The 21,308-nt window shown below is 74.0% G+C and carries 23 protein-coding genes, 2 tRNA genes and 1 other RNA gene; 16 read left to right on the top strand and 10 right to left on the bottom strand.

The genetic code is table 11. From position 1 onward, the window contains the following. Positions 1–3: 3 nt before the first annotated feature. Positions 4–91 (top strand) — tRNA-Ser (locus JD79_RS04395). A gap of 156 nt (positions 92–247) precedes the next feature. Here the strand turns inward: JD79_RS04395 and JD79_RS04390 are convergent. Then, the gene (locus JD79_RS04390; RefSeq protein ID WP_110004534.1) at positions 248–1,009 is read right to left on the bottom strand and encodes a hypothetical protein; all 762 of its coding nucleotides are present in this window, start codon (positions 1,007–1,009) and stop codon (positions 248–250) included. Between the two features lie 144 nt (positions 1,010–1,153). On the opposite strand from JD79_RS04390, the gene JD79_RS04385 reads away from it, so the two are divergent. Continuing rightward, on the top strand, positions 1,154–1,423 hold the full coding sequence (locus JD79_RS04385; RefSeq protein ID WP_110004533.1) for a hypothetical protein: 270 nt from the start codon (positions 1,154–1,156) through the stop codon (positions 1,421–1,423). 32 nt (positions 1,424–1,455) lie between these two features. Here JD79_RS04385 and JD79_RS24155 read toward each other — a convergent pair whose 3' ends face one another. From JD79_RS24155 to JD79_RS04370, 5 genes are all read right to left on the bottom strand, one after another. Next, a complete protein-coding gene (locus tag JD79_RS24155; RefSeq protein WP_281270269.1) occupies positions 1,456–1,581 on the bottom strand; it encodes a hypothetical protein in 126 nt (41 codons plus the stop codon). Positions 1,582–1,691: 110 nt separating this feature from the next. After that, a complete protein-coding gene (locus tag JD79_RS04380) occupies positions 1,692–2,084 on the bottom strand; it encodes a hypothetical protein (protein WP_110004532.1) in 393 nt (130 codons plus the stop codon). A 28-nt stretch (positions 2,085–2,112) separates the two neighbouring features. Further along, the gene (locus tag JD79_RS04375) at positions 2,113–2,676 is read right to left on the bottom strand and encodes an 8-oxoguanine DNA glycosylase OGG fold protein (protein WP_342767673.1); all 564 of its coding nucleotides are present in this window, start codon (positions 2,674–2,676) and stop codon (positions 2,113–2,115) included. Between the two features lie 127 nt (positions 2,677–2,803). Then, positions 2,804–2,950: a hypothetical protein gene (locus tag JD79_RS22420; RefSeq protein ID WP_170149103.1), complete on the bottom strand. Its 147-nt coding sequence runs from the start codon at positions 2,948–2,950 to the stop codon at positions 2,804–2,806. A 34-nt stretch (positions 2,951–2,984) separates the two neighbouring features. Beyond that, positions 2,985–4,148, bottom strand: a complete 1,164-nt coding sequence (locus JD79_RS04370) for a hypothetical protein (protein WP_110004530.1) — start codon at positions 4,146–4,148, stop codon at positions 2,985–2,987. Positions 4,149–4,308: 160 nt separating this feature from the next. Between JD79_RS04370 and JD79_RS24395 the strand changes: the two genes are divergently transcribed. After that, a complete protein-coding gene (locus tag JD79_RS24395; protein WP_342767647.1) occupies positions 4,309–4,818 on the top strand; it encodes an Ada metal-binding domain-containing protein in 510 nt (169 codons plus the stop codon). Between the two features lie 103 nt (positions 4,819–4,921). Here JD79_RS24395 and JD79_RS22945 read toward each other — a convergent pair whose 3' ends face one another. Together JD79_RS22945 and JD79_RS04355 are read right to left on the bottom strand one after the other, a co-directional pair. Next, positions 4,922–6,652 (bottom strand): serine/threonine-protein kinase, encoded by a 1,731-nt coding sequence (locus JD79_RS22945; RefSeq protein WP_211307862.1) that lies wholly within the window; start codon positions 6,650–6,652, stop codon positions 4,922–4,924. Positions 6,653–6,695: 43 nt separating this feature from the next. Then, on the bottom strand, positions 6,696–7,043 hold the full coding sequence (locus tag JD79_RS04355) for a hypothetical protein (RefSeq protein ID WP_110004528.1): 348 nt from the start codon (positions 7,041–7,043) through the stop codon (positions 6,696–6,698). A 169-nt stretch (positions 7,044–7,212) separates the two neighbouring features. Between JD79_RS04355 and JD79_RS04350 the strand changes: the two genes are divergently transcribed. Beyond that, a tRNA-Ser gene (locus tag JD79_RS04350) sits at positions 7,213–7,297 on the top strand. Between the two features lie 48 nt (positions 7,298–7,345). Here JD79_RS04350 and JD79_RS04345 read toward each other — a convergent pair. Next, complete coding sequence (locus JD79_RS04345) at positions 7,346–8,272, bottom strand: DMT family transporter (RefSeq protein ID WP_110004527.1); 927 nt, start codon at positions 8,270–8,272, stop codon at positions 7,346–7,348. A 188-nt stretch (positions 8,273–8,460) separates the two neighbouring features. Between JD79_RS04345 and ffs the strand changes: the two genes are divergently transcribed. The 11 genes from ffs (at position 8,461) to JD79_RS04300 (ending at position 18,605) form a co-directional block, all read left to right on the top strand. After that, positions 8,461–8,556: signal recognition particle sRNA small type (gene ffs / locus JD79_RS04340), an RNA gene on the top strand. 95 nt (positions 8,557–8,651) lie between these two features. Continuing rightward, positions 8,652–9,326: a YceI family protein gene (locus JD79_RS04335; RefSeq protein WP_110004526.1), complete on the top strand. Its 675-nt coding sequence runs from the start codon at positions 8,652–8,654 to the stop codon at positions 9,324–9,326. Between the two features lie 56 nt (positions 9,327–9,382). After that, positions 9,383–11,251, top strand: a complete 1,869-nt coding sequence (locus JD79_RS04330; protein WP_110004525.1) for a DNA polymerase III subunit gamma and tau — start codon at positions 9,383–9,385, stop codon at positions 11,249–11,251. Next, complete coding sequence (locus JD79_RS23385; RefSeq protein ID WP_146220383.1) at positions 11,203–11,709, top strand: hypothetical protein; 507 nt, start codon at positions 11,203–11,205, stop codon at positions 11,707–11,709. Before JD79_RS04330 ends, JD79_RS23385 begins: the two co-directional genes overlap by 49 nt. 59 nt (positions 11,710–11,768) lie before the next feature. Beyond that, the gene (locus tag JD79_RS04325) at positions 11,769–12,110 is read left to right on the top strand and encodes a YbaB/EbfC family nucleoid-associated protein (protein WP_110007421.1); all 342 of its coding nucleotides are present in this window, start codon (positions 11,769–11,771) and stop codon (positions 12,108–12,110) included. Between the two features lie 35 nt (positions 12,111–12,145). Next, entirely contained in the window at positions 12,146–12,745 is a 600-nt protein-coding gene (recR, locus tag JD79_RS04320; protein WP_110004524.1) for a recombination mediator RecR, read from the top strand. 209 nt (positions 12,746–12,954) lie between these two features. Then, a complete protein-coding gene (locus tag JD79_RS04315; RefSeq protein WP_110004523.1) occupies positions 12,955–14,601 on the top strand; it encodes an ABC transporter substrate-binding protein in 1,647 nt (548 codons plus the stop codon). A gap of 143 nt (positions 14,602–14,744) precedes the next feature. Then, entirely contained in the window at positions 14,745–14,867 is a 123-nt protein-coding gene (locus JD79_RS24150; RefSeq protein ID WP_281270268.1) for a hypothetical protein, read from the top strand. 11 nt (positions 14,868–14,878) lie between these two features. Next, entirely contained in the window at positions 14,879–15,850 is a 972-nt protein-coding gene (locus JD79_RS04310; protein WP_211307861.1) for an ABC transporter permease, read from the top strand. Further along, positions 15,850–16,899, top strand: coding sequence for an ABC transporter permease (locus JD79_RS04305; protein ID WP_110004522.1), 1,050 nt, complete (start codon positions 15,850–15,852; stop codon positions 16,897–16,899). The genes JD79_RS04310 and JD79_RS04305 overlap by 1 nt, the downstream gene beginning before the upstream one ends. Beyond that, entirely contained in the window at positions 16,896–18,605 is a 1,710-nt protein-coding gene (locus JD79_RS04300) for a dipeptide ABC transporter ATP-binding protein (protein WP_245899674.1), read from the top strand. The genes JD79_RS04305 and JD79_RS04300 overlap by 4 nt, the downstream gene beginning before the upstream one ends. A 98-nt stretch (positions 18,606–18,703) precedes the next feature. On the opposite strand, the gene JD79_RS04295 is transcribed toward JD79_RS04300, so the two are convergent. Continuing rightward, positions 18,704–19,063 (bottom strand): Rieske (2Fe-2S) protein, encoded by a 360-nt coding sequence (locus JD79_RS04295; RefSeq protein WP_110004521.1) that lies wholly within the window; start codon positions 19,061–19,063, stop codon positions 18,704–18,706. 99 nt (positions 19,064–19,162) lie between these two features. Here JD79_RS04295 and JD79_RS04290 point away from each other — a divergent pair, with 99 nt between their 5' ends. Further along, complete coding sequence (locus tag JD79_RS04290) at positions 19,163–21,280, top strand: TPM domain-containing protein (RefSeq protein WP_211307860.1); 2,118 nt, start codon at positions 19,163–19,165, stop codon at positions 21,278–21,280. Positions 21,281–21,308 lie beyond the last annotated feature (28 nt).

Here is a 21,308-nt window from a genome sequence, read left to right as displayed (position 1 = left end):
GGCGGTGGCGTGTCCGAGCGGCCGAAGGAGCACGCCTCGAAAGCGTGTGAGGTGCAAGCCTCCGTGGGTTCAAATCCCACCGCCACCGCCAAGGGCTACCGACGGAAGTTTCCGGCAGTAGCGACGAAAGTGACGGCGAAGCCGTCCCTGGAGCATCTAACCGACAGGTCGGGGACTCTGGGGGCGGCTTCGCTGCTGTCCGGAGCGGGTCAGCCGCTGTCGTGCGCTGATCGACGGCTGCCGCGGGTCATCGGAGGCTGAATCTGCCGTCTCCGGCCGTTTGCGGGCATGCCGAAGGGCCACTCCGTCGGGACCGGCTGGTGTGTGCTGTGAGGTTGATCATTTTGGCCGCGGCCGTTTCGGGCGGTCCGACGCCCGGTGGTAGGCCGGTGCGAGCGTGGTCGCCCTTCCGCTGCTTGCGGGGAACGTAGATGACCCCGCCGCTGTCCTCGATTGCGTTGGCGAGGAAGGTGCGGATCTTGCGGATGCTGGCGGCGGCGAGCAGGAAGGCGGCGAACACGCTCTGCGCGGCCTTGCCGCGGACGCGGCGCTTGCCGGTGGCGGCGAGGGCCTCGTGCGCCTCGTCCTTAGCGAAGCCGTGCAAGCCTTCCTGGGACTGATGCAGCGTGTTGAACAGGTCGGCGTGCTGGTCCGAGCCATACGGCAGGGACTGGCGGAACTTCGCCCCGTCGACCGGGCTGACCGCGACCAACTCCTGATCGCAGACCCGCGGCTTGTTCGCGACGCTGATGTCGGAGAGCGGCAGGATCCGCGGCCGGGCATCGGTGACATGCCCGTCGGCCTGCCGGGTGGGCCGGGGCTTCTCGGACTCTGGCTTGTTGGCGCACTTGACCAGCGGCGCGGGTCCGGCGGCCGGGCAAGTGAGGCGCTCTCCGACACCGTCAACGGGCAACTGCTTGGTCCGCATGCGATAGGCGACGCGCTCCTGGATCCGGGCCTTGTACGTCTTGAGGTCGAGCCGGCCTTCGCGCAGGTCCTTGGTGGCCACGACGAGTGCGTCGGGAATGGCAGGACAGTGGTAGGCCCCTCGATCAGGCGCATGCCGGAGGTGTGGCCGCCCTGGTCGCCGAGGTACTGCCGGGGATAGGGAAGGACGAGGTCGGAGCCGACCTCGCGGGCGGGGATCTGGAAGGTGTTCGCCTCGGCCGCGGACGAACAGGTTGTCCCCGGCCAGGTAGCCGGGCATTTAACCGCGTTGGACGAAGGAGGCCATCAGGCGGTGGGCGGCACCCGCGGGGTCGACGCCGGGACGGTCGGTCGTCATGGCCAGCGGCAGAGCGCGAAGGTGCTGGCGCTCGCCTGGACGGTCGTCCACCGCGACGAGCAGGCCGATGTCCAGCGCCACAAGGACTTGTTCGCGGGCTTGCGGGTGAAGCCGCTCAGCGTGCCGCCGGGGGAGTAGTTGGGGTCACGGTGGTCGCCATCGCGGACGTATCAGCCGCCATCAGGGTCGGCGGACGCGATCGGCGAGCCGGACGCCAGGCCGGTGGCGGGCCGTTTGAGCGGGGTGGCGTCGATGCAGGCCGAACCGCGGTACTGGCGGCGGATGCGGCGCGGCATCGCCTGGAAGGCAGTATGTGGAGCATCTGGTTGCACACCCAGTCCAGTCGCGCCTGCATCCCCTGCTGCTCCTCCTCGGAGAGCGTGCGAGCCAAGTTGTGCAGTTCGGTTCACGGGCGGCGCCGGTTCTTCGGATAGATGGACGGGTCGACCTGGTTGAGCATCGGATGCAAGCTCCGGCGCACGCTCGCCTCGGCTGCACGGTCGAACAGCAGCGCTTCGCGCGGATCAGTTGGGCAGGTGTTGTCGCGGACGCCGAGCCGGGTCTGCATCTCCGAGCTGATCCGGTGAAACAGGATGTGCAGATCGAGTGCGAGGGCCTGTCCAACCTTGACCCGCAGCGCGCCAAGGCGGCGTCCCGCCGTGAGGTACTTCTGCTCGGTGTCCTGCGGCTTCAGGAAGGTGACGATGGCCGAGGCGATGGCCGCGACGAAGGCGACGGAGCCCGCTACGGCGGGCGCCGCCTTGCCGATGGCACTGGCGGCGGCGACTGCGGCGGCCACGGTCGCGAGGACCCCCTAAGGGTTGGGATCAGGAAGGCCGGCGGTGTCGCGGTGAGCGGCGCTGCTCGTACAGGAAGCGGCCGAGCCGGAACACGGCCCGTTCGACTGCGTCGATCCGGACCGGGGCACTGCCCGGGCCGTCCGGGACCGCCGCCTGTTCGCGGGCGTAGGCGAGCCACCGGGTGTAGGTCTCCGGCGCCCAGGCCACGGTCTCCCGCTGGCCCCAGCCCTCTAGGTGGTTGACGGCGATGACCACGAACCGGTCGAGGATGAGCGCCCGCCCCGGGCGGCCGGTGGCCGGGTCGGCGTCGGCGTTGTGCAGCACCTTGGTGAAGAACGACGGCCCCAGGTACTTCACCGCCCCACTCTGCTCGCCGAGATTGTCGCGGGTGCGCAGCAGCAGCCGGTAGCCGTCCTCCGGCGTGCCACGGCGCATGGCGTCCACCGCGGCGGCGAGCCGGGCCTCGATGAGGGGATGCGGCAGCCGGTCCGGCCGGGTGTAGATCAGCGCCCGGCGCGGCACGAGCCATCGTTGGTCTCCGGTGCCCCAGGCGTAGCACCGGCCAGAAGCGCACCAACTCCGCCGGGCTATTCCAGCCGTGGGTTCGGTCGGGCCCAGTCAACAGATCCCGGCGGGTGATCAGCCGGTATCCGTCGCGCGCTCCGGGCGGTAGGGCGTGGAAGAACCTTGTCCAAGCCGGGTTGCCGATTCGGGGCTTTCACCGGTCGGGGTGGAAGTTGAACCCGTGCGCGAGGATCCGCGCCTCGGTGGGCAGGCCGCCGACCCGCTGGGCGAACGTGCCGGTCGACGGCGGCAGAACCTGCAGCGCCGGATAGGGCTCCGGATCGCCCGCAGGGCTGGTCACGGCCCCGTTCAGTGACAGCGCAACGCCGCCCGCGTCAGGCGTCGGCTGCTTCGTGCGGCCGAGTGACACCCAGAACCGGCTCTGCCGCGTCGCTCACCATCGGCTGCATCCAGCCGTCCAGGGTCTGCCAGTAGGTCTCGTCGGCCTGCAGATCTGTTTCGTACCGGAGTCTCCACAGCAGACCTGCGTCTGTGTGGGCGCTCCAGGCCAGCAGGTAGTCCCGCAGGAAGGCGTTGATGGACTCGCCGCCTTCCTCGCAGGCGCTCTTCCACGCTTCCTGGTCCTGCAGTTCGGCGAGCAGGCGGCGGGCTGGCGGAACGGGCGCCAGGCGGTCCAGGTTCTTCTTCTGAAGCCCGGCTAGTTGACGGTGCATGAACTTGCGCTTGATGTCGCTGTCGCCGACGAAAAGCCAGGTGTTCTTCAGGCCGTCGGCCACCTTGTCCGCCATGGCGTTCGCGCCATCCATGGTGGTGTCCATGGCCGCCACAAGCGTGGTCGCCTCCGTCGCTTGTTCCAGGTGGCGGCGCAGCCCGTCGTCGCCGACCACCTTGAGCGGGTCACCCGAGCAGGAGAGGTTGTGCGCCTGGACGGCGGTCAGGCGGGCGGCCCAAAGAATGTGCAGGGCGGCCTCTGCCATCTCGCGCACGTCCGAGGCGAGCGTGAAACTCCGATTAATGCCGGGCTCATTGGAACCCTTCATCGACGCGAAGAACCGGTCGAGCGCCTTAGCGACTAACTGCGCGAGCAAGACCAGATCAACCTCATCGCCCTTGGCTGCAGACTTGAGCGCGTACTTGAGGGTCTCGCGGAGATTGAGTTCTGCGACGTTGACGTCGATGCGCTCCGTGCGTGTCAGGAGGTCGCTAATGCCCGCCCGGACCTCTTGCAGTCCGACCTGCATCTCGCGCAGCATGCGCGTTTGCTTCTTGACCTCGAACAGGACCGCCGTGGAGATCGCGAGGTTGACCACGGAGACGCCGAGGTTGGCGAGTTGGACCGCACCCATCACTGCGGAGGCGTCCGGGAGCGACGGCAGGGGGCCCATCGGGCTAGGCAGCCCCAGGCCCGCGGCATCAGCGGATCCCACCGGGATGTAGCGGATCTTCTGGGGGTTCGGGATAGGCCCGTTGGAACCCATGACCTGGTAGACGAGGCGCACGGACTGGCCGGGCCCGGTGCTGGTGTACGGCGCTTCCACAGCCGCGCTCCTTCCGTCGCGTGGTTAACGTAGTCGCCGACGGTGACGCTCAGGCCGAGCGACTCGCGCTGTGGTGCCAACGCTGGCCGACCATCGACGGGCGCCGGCAGCCTGCGCCGCACACCGCTGAAAGGCGAAGGCGCACCCTCGCTGGAGTGACATGCGCGTGGTGCCCGAAGTGCGCCGTTGCCTGGCGGCAACCGTCGTCGCGACGCGGACTCGCCCGGGCGTAGTCAATACACCCGCAGTCACTGCGGGAAAGGCCTCATGCCCCTTTGACACACCGTATGGAGACCGGTTGTCGAAGGTCAGTCAACCGTGGCCTCATGATGCCGACGTGTACAAACTGCTGGGTGCCGATCGTCGTCCATACATGAGCGCGGTCCCCGGAACGCTGGGCGGCTATCGGCCCGGGAAGATCTACGGACGCCTCGACTGCCCGTCCGCTCTCCGATGGATCGCTAAGGGCCACTACGTCAACCACCGGGTCTTCTTCGCCGATGAGGCCACCGCCATCGCCGCCGGGTATCAACCTTGCTCTAGGTGCATGCCGGAGAAGCAGCGGGAGTGGGAGCGGACGCCAACGCCGCAGCCCCACGCTCCTGCGGCCCCTGGCCGAGCGAAGTCCCTGACGGGGAATGATCACTGGGGCGGCGGGGAACGGGCCTGAGCCGACCGACAAACGACATGGTCGAGGGCTTGTGTCGGTAGCCCGCCAGCGGTCCACGACGGCGGCGTCCCACTGCGGGGCGCCGCCGTCGTCGTGTCCGGGATCAGGCCAGGACGTCGAGGTCGACCAGCAGCCCGCCGTCCTCGTCGCGCACGAAGGTCACCGCGTGCGTCTCCACCAGGCGCTCCCCGGGGCGGACGAACTCCACCTGGCTGGTCGCGGTGATGCGGTCGCCCTGGTCGTCGACCTCCCGCACGTCGAGCAGGGACACCTCGTCCCAGCGGCCGAAGTAGTCGCGGTAGTAGCCGTAGCTGGCCCGCGACTGCAGGCTCGGCCCGGTCATCGCGTAGGCGCTCTGCGGGTCGCCGGGCAGGTACTCGTAGTACTGCTCGAGGGTCTGCCGCACCTCGGCGGCCGCGTCGGGTGCGGGGTCGGGTGCGGGGTCGGGCGCGGGGTCGGACGACCGCTCCTCGGCCTCCGTCGTCGGCGCCGCCCCGGTGGGCTGCTCCGCCGCCTCCCCTCCGCTCCCCTCCGACGAGGGCGCCGGCTCGGTGGTCGGGTCCGCGCCCCCCGACGTGGTCGCCCCGGTCGTCCCCGACCCCGCCGGGTCGGCCGACGGGCTCCCGCCGTCCCCGTCGCGCAGGGTCAGCCACGTGCCCAGGGCCGCCAGCACGACCAGGAGCACCAGCGCGGCCACCAGCAGCGGACCGCGGCGGCGCCTCCGGGGACCGACGAGCGGCACCGGCCGCTCGGGCTCCGGGTCGGGGAACGGCTCGGGTGCCGAGGCGGGTCCGGGGACGGGGGTGGCGGCGGGTGCGGGTGGCTCGGTGAGGGTCGGCGGGTCCGGGGGAGCGTCCGCCGGGGCGACCACGGGCTGGACGGCGGTCGGCGGGCCGGTGCGCTGCGCCTCGGCGGCGAAGCGGGTCGTCCGGTTCCGCCCGCGCGGGGTCTGCAGGTCGGTGCGGGCCAGCAGCACCGTCGTCGGGTCGCCGTCACGGCCGGCGGCGAGCTTCACGAGGACGTCGCGGACCTCGGGCATCCCCGGCCGCTCGGCGGGGTCGCGGGCGAGCATCCGCAGCACCGGCTTCTCCAGCGAGCCGGCGTGGCGGGGCGGCCGGATCTCGCCGCCGGCCACCCGGTGCAGCAGGCGCAGGGCGTTGTCGTCCATGCCGAACGGGGGCTCGCCCTCCACGCAGGAGTAGAGCGTGGCGCCGAGGGAGAAGACGTCGCTGGCGGGCGTCATCTCACTGCCCTGCGCGACCTCGGGGGCGAGGAAGGCCGGCGTCCCGGTGATCTGGCCGGTCTGGGTGAGCGTGACGTCCCCGCTGGCGTGCGAGATGCCGAAGTCGGTGATCTTGACCAGGCCGTCGACGCGGTCGCCGCGGCCGATGAGCACGTTGGCGGGCTTCACGTCCCGGTGCACGATGCCGGCCGCGTGCACCGCGGCCAGCGCGTCGGCGAGCTGGGCACCGACCTGCGCCGTCTGGTCGGTGCGCAGCGGCCCGTCCTCGGCCAGCACCGCGGCCAGGCTGCGGGAGGGCAGGTACTCCATCACCAGCCACGGCACGCCCTGCTCCAGCGCGACGTCGTAGACCGAGATCGCGTGCGGATGGCTCAGCCGCGCGGCGATCCGGCCCTCGCGCAGCGCCCGCAGGCGCTGCTGGTCGGTCGTCTCGGGGTCCGCGCCGGCCGCCAGCAGGACCTGCTTGACGGCCACCCGCCGGTCGAGGAGTTCGTCACGCCCGAGCCACACCGCGCCCATGCCGCCGCCGCCGATGCGCTCCAGCAGGCGATAGCGGCCGGCCACCAGGCGGCCCGGGACGGTCGAGGTCACCGGCGTGTCCTACCCCATCCGGGACCTCCCGGCACGGGGAGGCTCAGACCGTGCTGGGGACGCCGAAGCGGCGCGCGTACTCCTCCTGCGCGCCCTCGGGCAGGACGTCGTAGAGCTCGCCGAGCTGCTGCACCGCGTCGGGCTCGAGGTCGTCGAACAGCCGCGACCACGTCGGCGGCTCGTCGTAGCTGCGGGTCAGGAGCAGCTCCCAGGCCTGCGTCTGCCGGTCGCGCTTGCTCCGCTCGGCGGCGAACTCCGACAGGTAGCGGTCCTTGGCCGCCGCCTTCTCCTCCGCCGTCGCCGAGGGCGGCAGCCCCGCCGGGTCGGCTCCGCGCAGGACGGCCGCGATGGCGTCCACGACCTCCGGTCGGACCTGCACCGGCTCGCTCATCCGCCTACCTCCTCAGTGCCCCGCAGCGGTGCCCCGACGCGGTGCCCCCGTGCGCTCCCCGACCGACCCAGCCTGCCCCGTGCCGGCCGTGCCGACCACCCGGGGCGGCACGCGGTCCCGGGGGCGTCGGCCCACCCGCGCCCCGGTGCCCGGTACGATCGTCGGCACGGGAGGATTCGCCTAGTGGCCTATGGCGCTCGCTTGGAAAGCGGGTTGGGGGCAACCCCTCGGGAGTTCGAATCTCCCATCCTCCGCAGGACCGCGACGGGCCCCCGGCTGACGGCCGGGGGCCCGTCGCGCGTTCACGCCCCGGACACCGGCTCCGGGGAGCGCCGCGACCGGTGGAGGTACAGCCCGGCCACGGCCGCGAGCAGCAGCAGGCCGCCGGCCACGGCCGCGGGCGCCAGCCGCTCGCCGAGGAACGCGGTGGCCAGCGCGGTCGCGGTGAGCGGCTCGAGCAGCGTGACGATCGAGGCGACCGCCCCCGGCACCGTCCGCACGCCGGTGAAGAACAGGCCGTAGGCCAGCGCGCTCGGCACCAGGCCCAGGTAGAGCAGCACGGCGATCGCGCCGCCGTCCGCGGGGAACGACGTCCCCTCCGCCAGCACCACCGGGGTGAGCAGCAGCGCGCCGCCGGCGAACCCGGCCAGGGTGACCGGGACCCCGGCCGGCACGCCTCCGCCGGCCAGCGTGACGACGGCGTAGCCCAGGGCCGACCCGCTGGCGACGAGCGCGCCGAGCAGCACCGCCGTGCCGGTGCCGGCGCCCGCGGAGACGCCGACGAGCAGGGTGAGCCCGACCAGCGCGACGGTGAGGGCGACCAGGGTCGCCGCGTCCGGCCGGCCGGGGCCGAGCAGGGTGGCGCCGACGGCGATGAGCAGCGGCGCCAGGCCGAGGGCGACCAGCGTGGCGATGCTCACGCCCGCCCGCTCGACGGCGGTGAAGTAGGCGAGCTGGTAGGCGGCCAGCCCGACGCCCACGAGGACCAGCCGCACGGCGACCGGGCGGGTCACGCGGACGGCGGGCCCCCGCCGCCGGGCGGTCACCACCCAGGCGACGGCGAGGGCCGCGGCGCCGATGGCCAGGCGGTACCAGGCGATGTCGAGGGCGGACAGGTCGCTGCGGTCGGCGATGACGCGGCCGGAGAGGCCGGAGGTGCCCCAGCACAGCGAGGCGAGGACGACGAAGAGGAACCCGCGGCTGGACGCGGGGGAGGAGGGGGTGGACACGATGCTCCTGGGCGCTGGTTTCCGGACGGAGGACGCAGGTCCGGAGCACGGCGCAGCGGCGGCCGGGCGGGTGCCGGCCGCGGGTCGGCCCGCGGTGCTCCGGGTCAGGAGCGGGGCGGGGGCAGGACGAGGGCGCGCCGGGAGGCCATGGACGGGGAGGCTAGCGGCCGGCGTCCTCTACAGTGGTGCCAGACCCCTCGTGTGGCGTCACCCTGTGAACCTCCCCAGGGCCGGAAGGCAGCAAGGATAAGCGGGCTCTGGCGGGTGCGCGGGGGGTCCCTTTTCGTCTCCGGAACGTCACGGAGCCGTGGCGCGTCTCACAGCTGACTGCCAGGTTGCTGCGTCAGCATCCTTGAAGCGTCAAGGAGAGGAGCTCGCCATGGCCCGGCCGCGTCGTCGTCTCTGGTGGATCGTCGGGGGGATCGTCGCGGTCCTCGCCCTCGGTCTGGGCATCGGCCCGCTGCTCTACGCCGCGACGCAGGAGGACGCGGCCGCGGCGCCGACCGTGCAGGCGCAGCCCTCCGACGCCCCGCTGGTCGACGACACCGACGGCACGTGGACGGTCGCGCCGGGGTCCTCGGCCGGGTACCGCGTCGACGAGGTGCTCAACGGCGCGGACGTGACCGTGGCGGGGACCACCGGCCAGGTCAGCGGCTCGGTCGTCATCGCCGGCGGGGACCTGAGCACCGGCGAGGTCACCGTCGACGTCGCCAGCATCAGCACCGACAGCGGCCAGCGGGACAGCTACTTCCGGGGCAACGTCATGGACGTCGGCACGCACCCGACGGCGACGTTCACCATCCGCGGGCCGGTCGACCTCCCCGAGCTGTCGGGCACGCCGGTCACGGTCCCGGTCACCGGCGACCTCACCCTGCGGGGCCAGACGCGGCAGGTGCAGACCGACCTCGCCGTCGTCCGCACGGCCGAGGGCGTCGACGTCTCCGGCGCCATCCCGGTGGTCTTCGGCGACTTCGGCATCTCCGCGCCCAACCTGGGCTTCGTCCGGGTCGAGGACCGCGGCCAGGTCGAGTTCCTGCTCAAGCTGGTGATGTGACACGGACGGCGTCCCGGTGCTGCCGGGACGTCGTCCCTGCCACGTAACCTCGCCGCGTGGCTCTGGCGCTCTACCGGAAGTACCGCCCGGCGACCTTCGCCGAGGTGGTCGGCCAGGAGCACGTGACCACCCCGCTGGTGAACGCCGTCGACGGCGGCCGGATCAACCACGCCTACCTCTTCAGCGGGCCGCGCGGCTGCGGCAAGACGTCGTCGGCGCGGATCCTCGCCCGCTCGCTCAACTGCGAGCAGGGGCCGACGTCGACCCCCTGCGGCACGTGCGCCTCGTGCGTGGCGCTGGCGCCCGACGGGCCCGGCTCGCTCGACGTCATCGAGATCGACGCGGCCAGCCACGGCGGTGTCGACGACGCCCGTGACCTGCGGGAGCGCGCCTTCTTCGCGCCGGTGAGCAGCCGTTACAAGGTCTACATCGTCGACGAGGCGCACATGGTGACCACGCAGGGCTTCAACGCCCTGCTCAAGGTGGTCGAGGAGCCGCCGGAGTTCCTGGTCTTCGTCTTCGCGACGACCGAGCCGGACAAGGTGCTGCCGACGATCCGCTCGCGCACCCACCACTACCCGTTCCGCCTGGTCCCGCCGACGACGCTGCGCGGCCTGCTGGAGAAGACCTGTGCCGCCGAGGGCGTGCAGGTGGAGCCCACGGTCTTCCCGCTCGTGGTGCGGGCCGGCGGCGGTTCGGTGCGCGACTCGCTGTCGATCCTCGACCAGCTGCTGGCCGGCGCCGGTCCCGAGGGCGTCACCTACGCCAGCGCCGTCGGGCTGCTCGGCGTCACCGACGACGCGCTGCTCGACGAGGCCATCGACGCGCTCGCCGCCACCGACGCCCCCGGGGTCTTCCGCGCCGTGGACCGCGTCGTGGAGGCGGGCCACGACCCGCGGCGGTTCGCCACCGACCTGCTCGACCGGCTGCGCGACCTCATCGTGCTCGACGCCGTCCCCGACGCCGGCGGCAACGGCCTGCTCGACTGCCCGCCCGACCGGCTCGACCTCATGGTCCAGCAGGCCAGGGCGCTGGGGTCGGCGACGCTGTCGCGGCTGGCCGACACGGTGCACGCCGGCCTGACCGACATGCGCGGGACCACCGCGCCGCGGCTGCTGCTGGAGCTGGTCTGCGCGCGGATGCTGTTGCCGGCTCCCGACGACGCCGGCACGGGCGCGCTGCAGCGCCTGGAGCGCCTCGAGCGGCGCCTGGCGATCGGCGGGGTCCCGGAGGCGGGCGCCGGTCCCGCGGCCGTCGCGGCGGCACCGGTGCGCGAGCCCGCCCGTCCCGAGCCACCCCGCGCGGAGCCCGCCCGTCCCGAGCCGGCCCGTCCCGGACCCGCCCGCGAGGTGCCCGCGGCCGCCGAGCGCGGGAGCGCGGCGCGGCGCGAGTACGTCCGCCCCTCCCAGCGCGGCGCGCAGCCGGCTCCGGGAGCCGTGCCCCCTGCCGCACCGGCCGCCGCCCCGGCTGCCGCGGCCGCCCCGGCAGCGGCCCCGGCACCGGCACCGGCCCCGGCAGCCGCCGACGACTGGCCGGAGACCGCGCAACCCGGCGCGGGGCCGTCCCGCCCGGCGCCGGCCCCGGCCGCCGCGGCCGCGTCCGACGACTGGCCGGAGACCGCGCAGCCCGGCTCCGCGCCCCGCGTGCGGCGCCCGCACCGGCCGCCGCGCGGACCGGCGCGCGCGTGGTCAGCGGGGAGCCCGACATCCCGCTGCCACCCGAGCCGACCGACGACGAGGACTGGCCGCACCCGGCCGAGCCCGCGGCCGCGCGCGCGGCCGCGGCCCGGGTCGCCGAGCCGCGGCCGCCGGCCGCACCCCCGCGTGCCGCGGCCGAGTCCACGCCCGCCCCGCGCGGCGGCGAGCCGACCCCGCTGGTGTCCGCCGACCCGGCCGGCACCGGGGGAGCCGGCGAGGGCGGGCTGACCACCGGCGACGTCCGCCGCGTGTGGCCCGAGCTGCTCGCCGTCGTCAAGCGGCACAAGCGCACCACCGAGGCGCTGCTGAAGAACGCCCAGGTGCACGACCTGCGCAACAGCGTCCTCACGCTGTCGACCTCCTCCCCGGCGCTGGCCCGCCGGATCGGCGACGACCTCAACAAGGACGTGCTGCGCGAGGCGCTCAACGAGCTGCTCGGGGTGCGCTGGAAGGTCGAGGCGGTCGTCGAGGGGGCGACTCGTGGGGGCGGTGCGAGCGGGCCGTCGCCCGAGGCGGCGCAGGAGGCAGCCCAGGCGGCGGAGGCCGCGGAGGCGCGCGAGCTCATGGCCCAGCGGGCGGCCGAGGCGGACGACCCCGCCCGCGACCGGGAGCCCGCCGTCGACCCGGAGCAGGCGGCGCTGGCCCTGCTCCGCGCCCAGCTGGGGGCCCGGCCGGTCGAGTCCTGACCGCGCCGGTGCCGCTCGTCGTCCCCCGGATGTCCGACCGGCGGCATACGCTCGGTGGCATGTTCCCCGGTGGTGGCCAGCCCGACCTGTCGGCGATCCTGCAGCAGGCCCAGCAGATGCAGCAGGCCCTCGCCGCCGCGCAGGAGCAGCTCGCCTCCGAGGAGGTCACCGGCTCGGCCGGCGGCGGCCTCGTCACGGCCACGATGACCGGCGACGGCGAGCTGCAGGCGGTCACCATCGCGCCGTCGGCCGTCGACCCCGACGACGTGGAGACGCTGCAGGACCTCGTCGTCGCGGCGGTCCGCGACGCCTCCCGCCTGGCGAGCGAGCTGACCGCCGACCGCATGGGCCCGCTGGCCGGCGGGCTCGGCGGCGGCTTCCCCGGGCTGCCCGGCGCCTGACCGGCGCCCGCCCCCCTTCACCTCAGAGGACAACCGTGTACGAGGGTGCCGTCCAGGACCTCATCGACGAGCTCGGGCGCCTGCCCGGCGTCGGGCCCAAGAGCGCCCAGCGCATCGCCTTCCACCTGCTGGCCGCCGAGTCGGCCGACGTGGGCCGGCTGGTCGCCGCCCTGCAGCGCGTGCAGGCCGAGGTCCGCTTCTGCGTCACCTGCTACAACGTCGCCGAGGGCGAGCAGTGCCGGATCTGCAGGGACCCGCGCCGCTCCGACGACGTCATCTGCGTCGTCGAGGAGCCCAAGGACGTCGTCGCGATCGAGCGGACCCGCGAGTTCCGCGGCCGCTACCACGTCCTCGGCGGCGCCATCAGCCCGATCGAGGGCGTCGGCCCCGACGACCTGCGGGTCAAGGAGCTGATGACCCGGCTCATGGACGGCACCGTCACCGAGCTGATCATCGCCACCGACCCCAACCTCGAGGGCGAGGCCACCGCGGCCTACCTGGCCCGGCTGGTCGGCCCGCTCGGCCTCGCCGTCTCCCGCCTGGCCAGCGGGCTCCCGGTGGGCGGCGACCTCGAGTACGCCGACGAGATCACCCTCGGCCGGGCGTTCGAGGGCCGCCGCCGCATCGACGCCTGAGCACGGACCCCTGGCCCCCACCACTCGCTCCGCTCGCGGCGGGACCCCGCGAGGGCGCCGAGGGGGTCGTCACGGTCGGGTAACGCCCGTTCGCGAGGTCTCTGAGCGCTGAGGGACGTGTGCTACCCATGTGCAGCCACAGGCCCTGGCGGCCGCTCGACGGCGCCCACGAGGGGCCGAGCGGCCGCGCACCGAGAACGAGGTAGCGCATGACTCCCGTAGGGACCCCCGGCCGGCGCGTGCGCGCGGCCACCGCCGGCATCGCCGCGACGGCGCTCGCGCTGACCGCCTGCGGCGGCGGCGACGACGGCGGCGGATCGGGTGGGGGTGGCGGTGGCGGCGACGCGCTGATCATCGGCACGACCGACGTCATCACGACGATCGACCCGGCCGGTTCCTACGACAACGGCTCCTTCGCCGTCATGAACCAGGTCTACCCGTTCCTGATGAACACCCCCTACGGCAGCCCGGACGTCGAGCCGGACATCGCCGAGTCGGCGGAGTTCACCGCGCCCACCCAGTACACCGTCACGCTGAAGGACGGCCTGACCTTCGCCAACGGCCACGAGCTGACCTCGTCGGACGTCAAGTTCACATTCGACCGCATGGTCGCCATCAACGACCCGAACGGCCCGGCGGCGCTGCTCGGCAACCTGACGAGTGTCGACACCCCCGACGACACCACGGTGGTGTTCAACCTGGGTTCGCCGGACGACCAGACCTTCCCGCAGGTGCTGTCGAGCCCGGCCGGCCCGATCGTCGACGAGGAGGTCTTCGCCGCCGACGCGCTGACCCCCGACGCCGACATCGTCGAGGGCAACGCCTTCGCCGGCCCGTACGTCATCACCAGCTACGAGCAGAACGACCTCATCTCCTACGAGGCCAACCCCGACTACCAGGGGCTGTACGGCGCGCCCAAGACCGACTCGATCAACGTCCGCTACTACGCCGAGGCGTCGAACCTCAAGCTCGACGTCGAGGAGGGAGCGGTCGACGTCGCCTTCCGCAGCCTCTCGGCGACCGACATCGACGACCTGCGCGGCAACGACGACGTCGAGGTCGTCGACGGCCCCGGCGGCGAGATCCGCTACATCACGTTCAACTTCAACACCCAGCCCTACGGCGCGACGACGCCCGAGGCCGACCCGGCCAAGGCGCTCGCCGTCCGCCAGGCGGTGGCCCACCTGCTCGACCGGGAGGAGATCGCCGACCAGGTCTACCGCGGGACCTACACCCCGCTGTACTCCTACGTCCCGGAGGGCCTGACGGGCGCCATCACGCCGCTGCGGGACCTGTACGGCGACGGCCAGGGCGGCCCCGACGCCGACAAGGCGGCCCAGGCGCTGCAGGCGGCCGGCGTGCAGACCCCGGTCCAGCTGTCGCTGCAGTACTCGAACGACCACTACGGCCCGAGCTCGGGTGACGAGTACGCGCTGATCAAGGACCAGCTCGAGTCGACCGGCCTGTTCCAGGTGGACCTGCAGACCACCGAGTGGACGCAGTACTCCGAGCAGCGCACCGCCGACGTCTACCCGGCCTACCAGCTCGGCTGGTTCCCGGACTACTCCGACGCCGACAACTACCTGACGCCGTTCTTCCGCACGGAGAACTTCCTCGGCAACCACTACGCCAACCCGCAGGTCGACCAGCTGATCGCGCAGCAGACCAGCACTCCCGACCCCGCGGCCCGTCAGGCGCTCATCGAGCAGATCCAGCAGTTGGTCGCCGCCGACCTGTCGACGGTGCCCTACCTGCAGGGCGCGCAGGTGGCCGTCGTCCGCTCCGGTGTGACCGGCGCGGAGGACACCCTCGACGCGTCCTTCAAGTTCCGCTACGGGGCCCTGTCCCGCGGCTGACGCAGGACCCGTCCGACCCCGGCCCCGGGTGACCTCCCGAACGGAGGCCACCCGGGGCCGACCCGTGTGCAGGACCCCGGCAGGCGGACCATGGCGCCGTGACCCGGCGCCCGTCCGCCGCCGGTCCCGACCGAGCAGGAGACATGACCACCACGACGACCGAGCTGACCGGCGCCGGCCCCGAGGCCGACGCCGCCCCGCCGGCGAGCGCCGGCGACGCGGGGGTGGGGGACTGGGGAGCTACCTGCTCATCCGGTTCCTGCTGATCTTCCCGACCGTGTTCGTCCTGGTGACGACGGTCTTCTTCCTCATGCGCTCGACCGGTGACCCGATCACCGCGGCGCTGGGCGGGCGCCTGCCCGCCGCCGAGCTGGCCGAGCGCGTCCGCGAGGCCGGCTACGACCGGCCGCTGCTGGTCCAGTACGCCGAGTACCTCGGCGACCTCGTCCGCCTCGACTTCGGCACGACGCTGTCCGACCGTCGCCCGGTGCTCGAGGTGCTCACCACCTTCGGCGCCGCGACGCTCGAGCTCGCCTTCTACGCGCTGATCGTGGCCTTCGTCGTCGGCGTCCCGCTCGGCCGCTTCGCCGCCTACGCCCGCGACCGCTGGCCCGACGCCGTCCTGCGGGTGTTCGCGATCTTCTGCTACGCCACGCCGGTCTTCTTCGCCGGCATGCTGCTCAAGCTGGTGTTCGCCAGCGGTCTGGGGTGGCTGCCGGTCGCCGGCCGCGCCTCCACGCGCAGCGAGATCCTCATCCAGACCAGCGTCGAGAACCCGACGAACATCTACCTGGTCGACGCCGTCCGCACCGGCAACGGCGAGGTCATCAGCGACGTCCTCCAGCACGCGGTGCTGCCGGCGATCGCCCTCGGCCTGCTGACGGCCGGCGTCTTCCTGCGGCTGGTGCGCACCAACGTCATCGGCACCCTGGGCATGGGCTACGTCGAGGCCGCCCGCTCGCGAGGGGTCAGCGAGCGCCGGCTGCTGCGCAAGCACGCCTACCGGCCGGCGCTCATCCCGATCGTCACGGTGATGGGCCTGCAGATCGCCCTGCTGCTCAGCGGCGCCGTCCTCACCGAGACGACGTTCGAGTGGAAGGGCCTGGGCTTCCAGCTGGTCCAGTACCTGCAGGCCCGCGACTTCGTCGCCGTCCAGGGCATGGTCGTGCTGCTCGCCGTCATCGTGGCGGTGACGAACTTCGTCGTCGACGTGATCGCGGCGCTCATCGACCCGCGGGTGAGGTACTGATGGCCACGTCGCTCACCGGGTCGGGCACGACGCCCGGGACGGCGCCCGCCCGGCGCCGGCGCGGCCTGCCGCTGGTCCGCCAGTTGCGGCAGAGCGTCGGCCTGCAGCGCGGCATGCTCGTCGCCGGACTGGTGCTGACCGCCGTCTTCCTGGTGACCGCGCTGCTCGCCGACGTGCTCGCCCCCTACGGCTTCGCCCAGCTCCGCGACGCCGGCGGGGCCTTCGGCGCGCAGCAGCCGCCCTCGGGCGACCACCCGCTGGGCACGACCGTGGGCGGTTACGACGTCCTCTCCCGGGTCGTCCACGGCACCCGCACGGCCCTGCTGGTGATCATCGTGGCGGTCGTGCTGTCGATCTTCGCCGGTGTGCTGCTCGGTCTGGTGTCGGGCTACTTCGGCGGCTGGGTGGACCGCGTGCTGGTCGTCGTCTGCGACGCCATCTACGCCTTCCCGCCGCTCCTGCTGGCCATCGTGGTGGCCATCGTCATCAGCGGCGGCGAGTCCAGCCTGTGGGGCGGCATCATGGCCGCGGCCATCTCGATCACCGTCATCTACATCCCGCAGTACTTCCGCGTGGTCCGGGCCGAGGTCGTGCGGATCAAGGCCGAGGCCTACGTCGAGTCGGCCAAGGTGATCGGGGCGAGCAACTGGCGGATCATGAGCCGCCACGTGCTCCGCAACGCCACGCGCACGCTGCCGCTGATCCTCACGCTCAACGCCTCCGAGGCGATCCTCACCCTCGCCGGTCTGGGCTTCCTCGGTTTCGGCATCGAGCAGAGCGCCGCCGCGGAGTGGGGCTTCGACCTCAACCGTGCGCTGTCCGACGTGACGAGCGGGATCTGGTGGACGTCGGTGTTCCCCGGCCTGGCCATCGTGCTGGTGGTGCTGGGCCTGACCCTCGTCGGCGAGAGCCTCAACGACCTGGCCGACCCGCGGCTGCGCAGCCGCCGGGCCGCTGAGGCCGGGGAGACCGGCGAGGTCACCGTGGTGCCGGGTGGTCCGCTCGGCGCAGGACCCGGCGGTCTCGCCGGCATCGAGGAGGTCCGGTGAGCAGGTCGGTGTCCGTCTCCGGCGAGTCCGTCGTCGACATCCAGGACCTCTCGGTCTCCTTCGCCACCGACGCCGGCACGGTCGCCGCGGTCGAGGACGTGAGCCTGTCGGTGGCCGCCGGCGAGGTGCTGGCGATCGTGGGGGAGAGCGGGAGCGGCAAGACCGTGACCGCCCGCAGCATCCTCGGGCTGCTGCCGGAGACGGCCACCACCCGCGGCGCGGTGCTGCTCACCCGCAAGGACGGCAGTGCGGCGCACGACGTCGTCACGCTGTCCCGGGCCGGGCTCGGTGAGGTGCGGGGCCGGGACGCGGCCATGGTGTTCCAGGAGCCGTCCACGGTGCTCAACCCGGTGTATCCGGTCGGCTGGCAGATCGCCGAGGGGCTGCGCGCGCACGGCCGGCTCAGCCGCAAGGAGGCCCGGGCCCGGGCGGTCGACGTGCTGCGTCGCGTGGGGATCCCGGAGCCGGAGAAGCGGGTCGACCACTACCCGCACCAGTTCTCCGGCGGGCAGAAGCAGCGCATCGTCATCGCCCAGGCGCTCGTCCTCGACCCCGGCGTCATCATCGCCGACGAGCCGACGACGGCGCTCGACGTGACCGTGCAGGCCGAGATCCTCGACCTGCTGCGCCGCTGCCGTGACGAGTTCGGCGCGGCGATCGTGCTGATCACGCACAACATGGGCGTCGTCGCCGACCTCGCCGACCGGGTCGCGGTGATGTACCAGGGCCGGCTGGTCGAGCAGGCCGACGTCCGGACGCTGTTCTCCGACCCGCGCGAGGACTACACCCGCCAGCTGCTCGGCTCGGTGCCGCGGCTGGGCACCGGCCGGGTGCGCACCGCCGAGCGGGCGGCCGCCCGGCCGGCCGGCTGGGAGACCGGTACGCCGGTGGTCGAGGCGCGCGACCTGCGGATCGTCTACCCCGGCCGGCTGCGCCAGCCGGACTTCGTCGCCGTCGACGGCGTCGACTTCGCCATCCGGCCCGGCGAGGTCCTCGGCCTCGTCGGGGAGAGCGGCAGCGGCAAGACGACCATCGGCCGGGCCATCGCGGGCCTGACGAAGGTGACCGGTGGGTCGCTGTCGGTGCTCGGCACCGAGATGAACGGGGTCAGGGAGAAGCGCTTCCGGCCGGTGCGCGAGCGGATCGGGTTCGTCTTCCAGGACCCGGCGTCGAGCTTCAACCCGCTGCTCACCATCGCCGAGGCGGTCGCCGAGCCGCTGGTGGTCCACCGCCGGGCCGGCGACGCGCACGAGGCGCGCGGCAGGGTCGACGAGCTGCTCGAGGCGGTGCAGTTGCCGCGCGCGTTCGGCGACCGCTTCCCGCACGAGCTCTCCGGGGGTCAGCGCCAGCGGGCCAGCCTCGCGCGGGCGCTGGCCCTGGGGCCGGAGCTGCTGATCGCCGACGAGCCGACGTCGGCCCTCGACGTGTCGGTGCAGGCGCGGGTGCTCGAGCTGTTCGACGAGCTCCAGCGCGAGTTCGGCTTCGCGGCGCTGTTCATCAGCCACGACCTCGCCGTCGTCGACCTCCTGGCCGACCGGATCGCCGTGCTCTACCGCGGCCGGCTGGTGGAGGAGGGGACGGGCGAGCAGGTGCTGGGCGCGCCGCAGCACCCCTACACGCAGCGGCTGCTGGCCTCGCTGCCCGTGCCCGACCCCGACGAGCAGGCCGCCCGCCGCGCCACCTGGGAGCAGGTGGCGAAGGCATAGCTGAAGGAGCCTCCTGCCCCCCGCCACTCGCGAGCTCGCGGCGGGTCCCGGCAGGAGGGCCGCCCACGTCCCGGGCGCCGGGACGTGGGGAGAGCCTCCTATGCCTCCACGACGACGTCGTCCCCACGGCGCAGGGCGCGCCTGACCCGCAGCCGCAGCACCCGGGCGTAGCCGCGGACGAACTGGGTGTAGCCCGGGGTCGGCCCGTGGTAGCCGAGGAAGCCGCGCGGGCCCTCGACCATGTCACCGGTGCGGACGTCGTAGCGGGCCTGGTGCCACGGGCAGACCAGGCAGCCGTCGGCGTCGAGGCTGCCCTCGGAGAGGTCGGCCAGCTGGTGGCGGCAGCGACGGGAGACGGCGAAGTACTCGCCGTCGCGGTTGCCGACGGTCCACCTCCCGGCCCGGCCCACCGTCCCGGGGGGGAGCTGGGCGGCGGGGATGCGGTCGGTCTCGCTCACGTGTGGTCCTCCTCGGGCCGGATCTGGGCTGACGGGGCCCTACCCGGTTGCGCCCGTCCTACCCGGCCGGTCCGTGGCGGTCCGCCTAGGGTCGGTCGCGTGCGCCGGCTGATGGGGGTCCTCGCGGTCGCGGCAGCGGTCCTGCTCGCAGGCGGCGGTCCGGCGCTGGCCGAGCCGCCGTTCGACGTCCCCGACGAGGTCACCGACCGCGCCGGTGTCCTCGGCTCCGGGGGTCTGGCCGAGGTGCAGCAGGCCGTCGACGACCGGCAGGCCGACGACGGCACCCAGGTGTTCGTCGTCTTCGTCGACTCCTTCGACGGCGTCGCGCAGGGCCCGTGGGCGCAGGCCACCGCGGAGGCCTCCGGGCTGGGCGGCACCGACGTGCTGTTCGCCGTCGCCGTCGGTGACCGGCGCTTCGGCTACTGGGTGGACGAGGCGTTCCCCCAGACCGACGCCGAGATCGAGGACTTCCTCGCCCGGGACGTCGAGCCGGAGCTGGCCGGCGACGACTGGGCCGGTGCGGCGGTGGCCTTCGCCGGCGGGGTCGGCGACGGGGCGGGGTCCGGCTCCGGGTCGGGCTCCGGGTCGGGCTCCGGGTCGGGCGCGCTCACCGCGGCGGTGGTCGGCGGGATCGCCGTCGTCGGGGGTGGCGCCTACCTGGTGACCCGCTCGCGGCGCCGCCGGCAGCCGGACGGGCCGGCGACGACGCGGATCGAGCGGCCCGACCCGAACGCCGGCGTCCCCACCGAGGAGCTGCAGGGCCGGGCCAGCGCCGCGCTGCTGGAGCTCGACGAGGCGGTGAAGACCTCGCAGCTCGACCTGGACTTCGCCCGGCTGCAGTACGGCGAGGCCGCCGTCGCCGGGTTCACCGAGGCCCTGGCGCAGTCGCGGCAGGAGCTCACCCGCGCGTTCACGCTGCGCCAGCAGCTCGACGACGAGGTGCCGGAGGACGAGCCCACCAGACGGGCGGTGCTGGCCGAGATGCTGCAGCTGACCTCGACGGCCGACGCGCGGCTCGACGAGCAGGCGCAGGCGTTCGACCAGCTGCGCGACCTCGAGCGCACCGCGCCGCAGGTGCTGGAGGCGCTCGGTCCGCGGATCACCGCGCTGCACGGCCGGTTGCCGCAGGACGAGGAGCGGCTGGCCCGGCTGCAGCGGCGCTACGCGGCGTCCGCGCTGACGCCGGTGGCCGACAACCTCGAGCAGGCCCGCGCGCGCCTGGCCGCCGCCGAGCAGGAGGCCGCCGAGGCGCGCGCCGCGCTCGAGGGCGGCCGCTCCGGCGAGGCGGTGGGCGACCTGCGCGCCGCCGAGGACGCGGTCGCGCAGGTCGGCACGCTGCTCGACGCCGTCGGCCGGCTGGAGCGCGACCTCGAGGAGGCCACCGCCCGGGTCCCCGGCGTCCGCGCCGAGACCGAGGAGGACCTCGCCGAGGCCCGGGCGCTGGTCGCCTCCGGCGACTCCGCGGGCCTGCGACCGCAGATCGCCCGGGCCGAGGCCGGCCTGCGCGCCGCCGACGAGGCGATGACCCCGCAGGGCGGTGCGCTGCCCGACCCGCTCACCGCGCTGCGCCGGCTGGAGGAGGCCGACCTGGCGCTCGAGCAGGCGCTCGCCGTCGCCCGGGACGCGCAGACCCGGGCCCGCCGGGCGGCCTCGGCGCTGGACCAGACGCTGCTGCGCGCCCGGTCCGCGGTCGCCGCCGCGGCCGACTTCGTCGCCACCCGCCGCGGCGCGGTCGGCCCGGAGGCGCGCACCCGGCTCGCCGAGGCGCAGCGCCACCTCGACACCGCGGTCGGTGCCGGGCGCACCGACCCGGAGGGCGCGCTGCGCGAGGCCCAGCTGGCCGACCAGCTCGCCCAGTCGGCGCTGCAGCTCGCGCAGTCCGACGTCGCGACGTGGTCGTCCGGCTACGGCGGGGGGTACGGCGGCGGGGGACACGGCGGCGGCTACGGGCCGGGCTACGGTCCGGGCTACGGCGGCGGCTACGGGGGCGGGCGCGGGGGCGTGGACCTGGGCAGCCTGGTGCTCGGCGGCATCCTGGCCGGCGGCTTCGGGGGCGGCCGCGGCGCCGGGTACGGCGGCGGCGGGCTCGGGGGCGGCGGGCTCGGCGGCGGCTTCGGCGGTGGGTTCGGTGGCGGCGGCGGCGGTGGCGGGCGGCCGCGCGGTGGCAGCTTCGGGGGCTCGCGCAGCCGCGGCCGCTCGGGTGGCGGCCGCTTCTGACCCGTGCCGCTGAGCGGGCCGGGAACCG

The sequence above is a fragment of the Geodermatophilus normandii genome (assembly GCF_003182485.1).
Taxonomy (GTDB): domain Bacteria; phylum Actinomycetota; class Actinomycetes; order Mycobacteriales; family Geodermatophilaceae; genus Geodermatophilus; species Geodermatophilus normandii.
The sequence above is the reverse complement of the archived record's forward strand: the minus strand, read 5'-3'. Positions and strand labels throughout refer to the sequence as shown.

Bases quoted from the DNA above. Each gene is read 5' to 3' on its own strand.
- JD79_RS04325 (WP_110007421.1), top strand. From the start codon at position 11,769: ATGTTCCCCGGTGGTGGCCAGCCCGACCTGTCGGCGATCCTGCAGCAG.
- JD79_RS04315 (WP_110004523.1), top strand. From the start codon at position 12,955: ATGACTCCCGTAGGGACCCCCGGCCGGCGCGTGCGCGCGGCCACCGCC.
- JD79_RS24395 (WP_342767647.1), top strand. From the start codon at position 4,309: ATGCGCGTGGTGCCCGAAGTGCGCCGTTGCCTGGCGGCAACCGTCGTC.
- JD79_RS04335 (WP_110004526.1), top strand. From the start codon at position 8,652: ATGGCCCGGCCGCGTCGTCGTCTCTGGTGGATCGTCGGGGGGATCGTC.
- JD79_RS24150 (WP_281270268.1), top strand. From the start codon at position 14,745: ATGACCACCACGACGACCGAGCTGACCGGCGCCGGCCCCGAGGCCGAC.
- JD79_RS24155 (WP_281270269.1), bottom strand. From the start codon at position 1,581: ATGCCGCGCCGCATCCGCCGCCAGTACCGCGGTTCGGCCTGCATCGAC.
- JD79_RS04355 (WP_110004528.1), bottom strand. From the start codon at position 7,043: ATGAGCGAGCCGGTGCAGGTCCGACCGGAGGTCGTGGACGCCATCGCG.
- JD79_RS04305 (WP_110004522.1), top strand. From the start codon at position 15,850: ATGGCCACGTCGCTCACCGGGTCGGGCACGACGCCCGGGACGGCGCCC.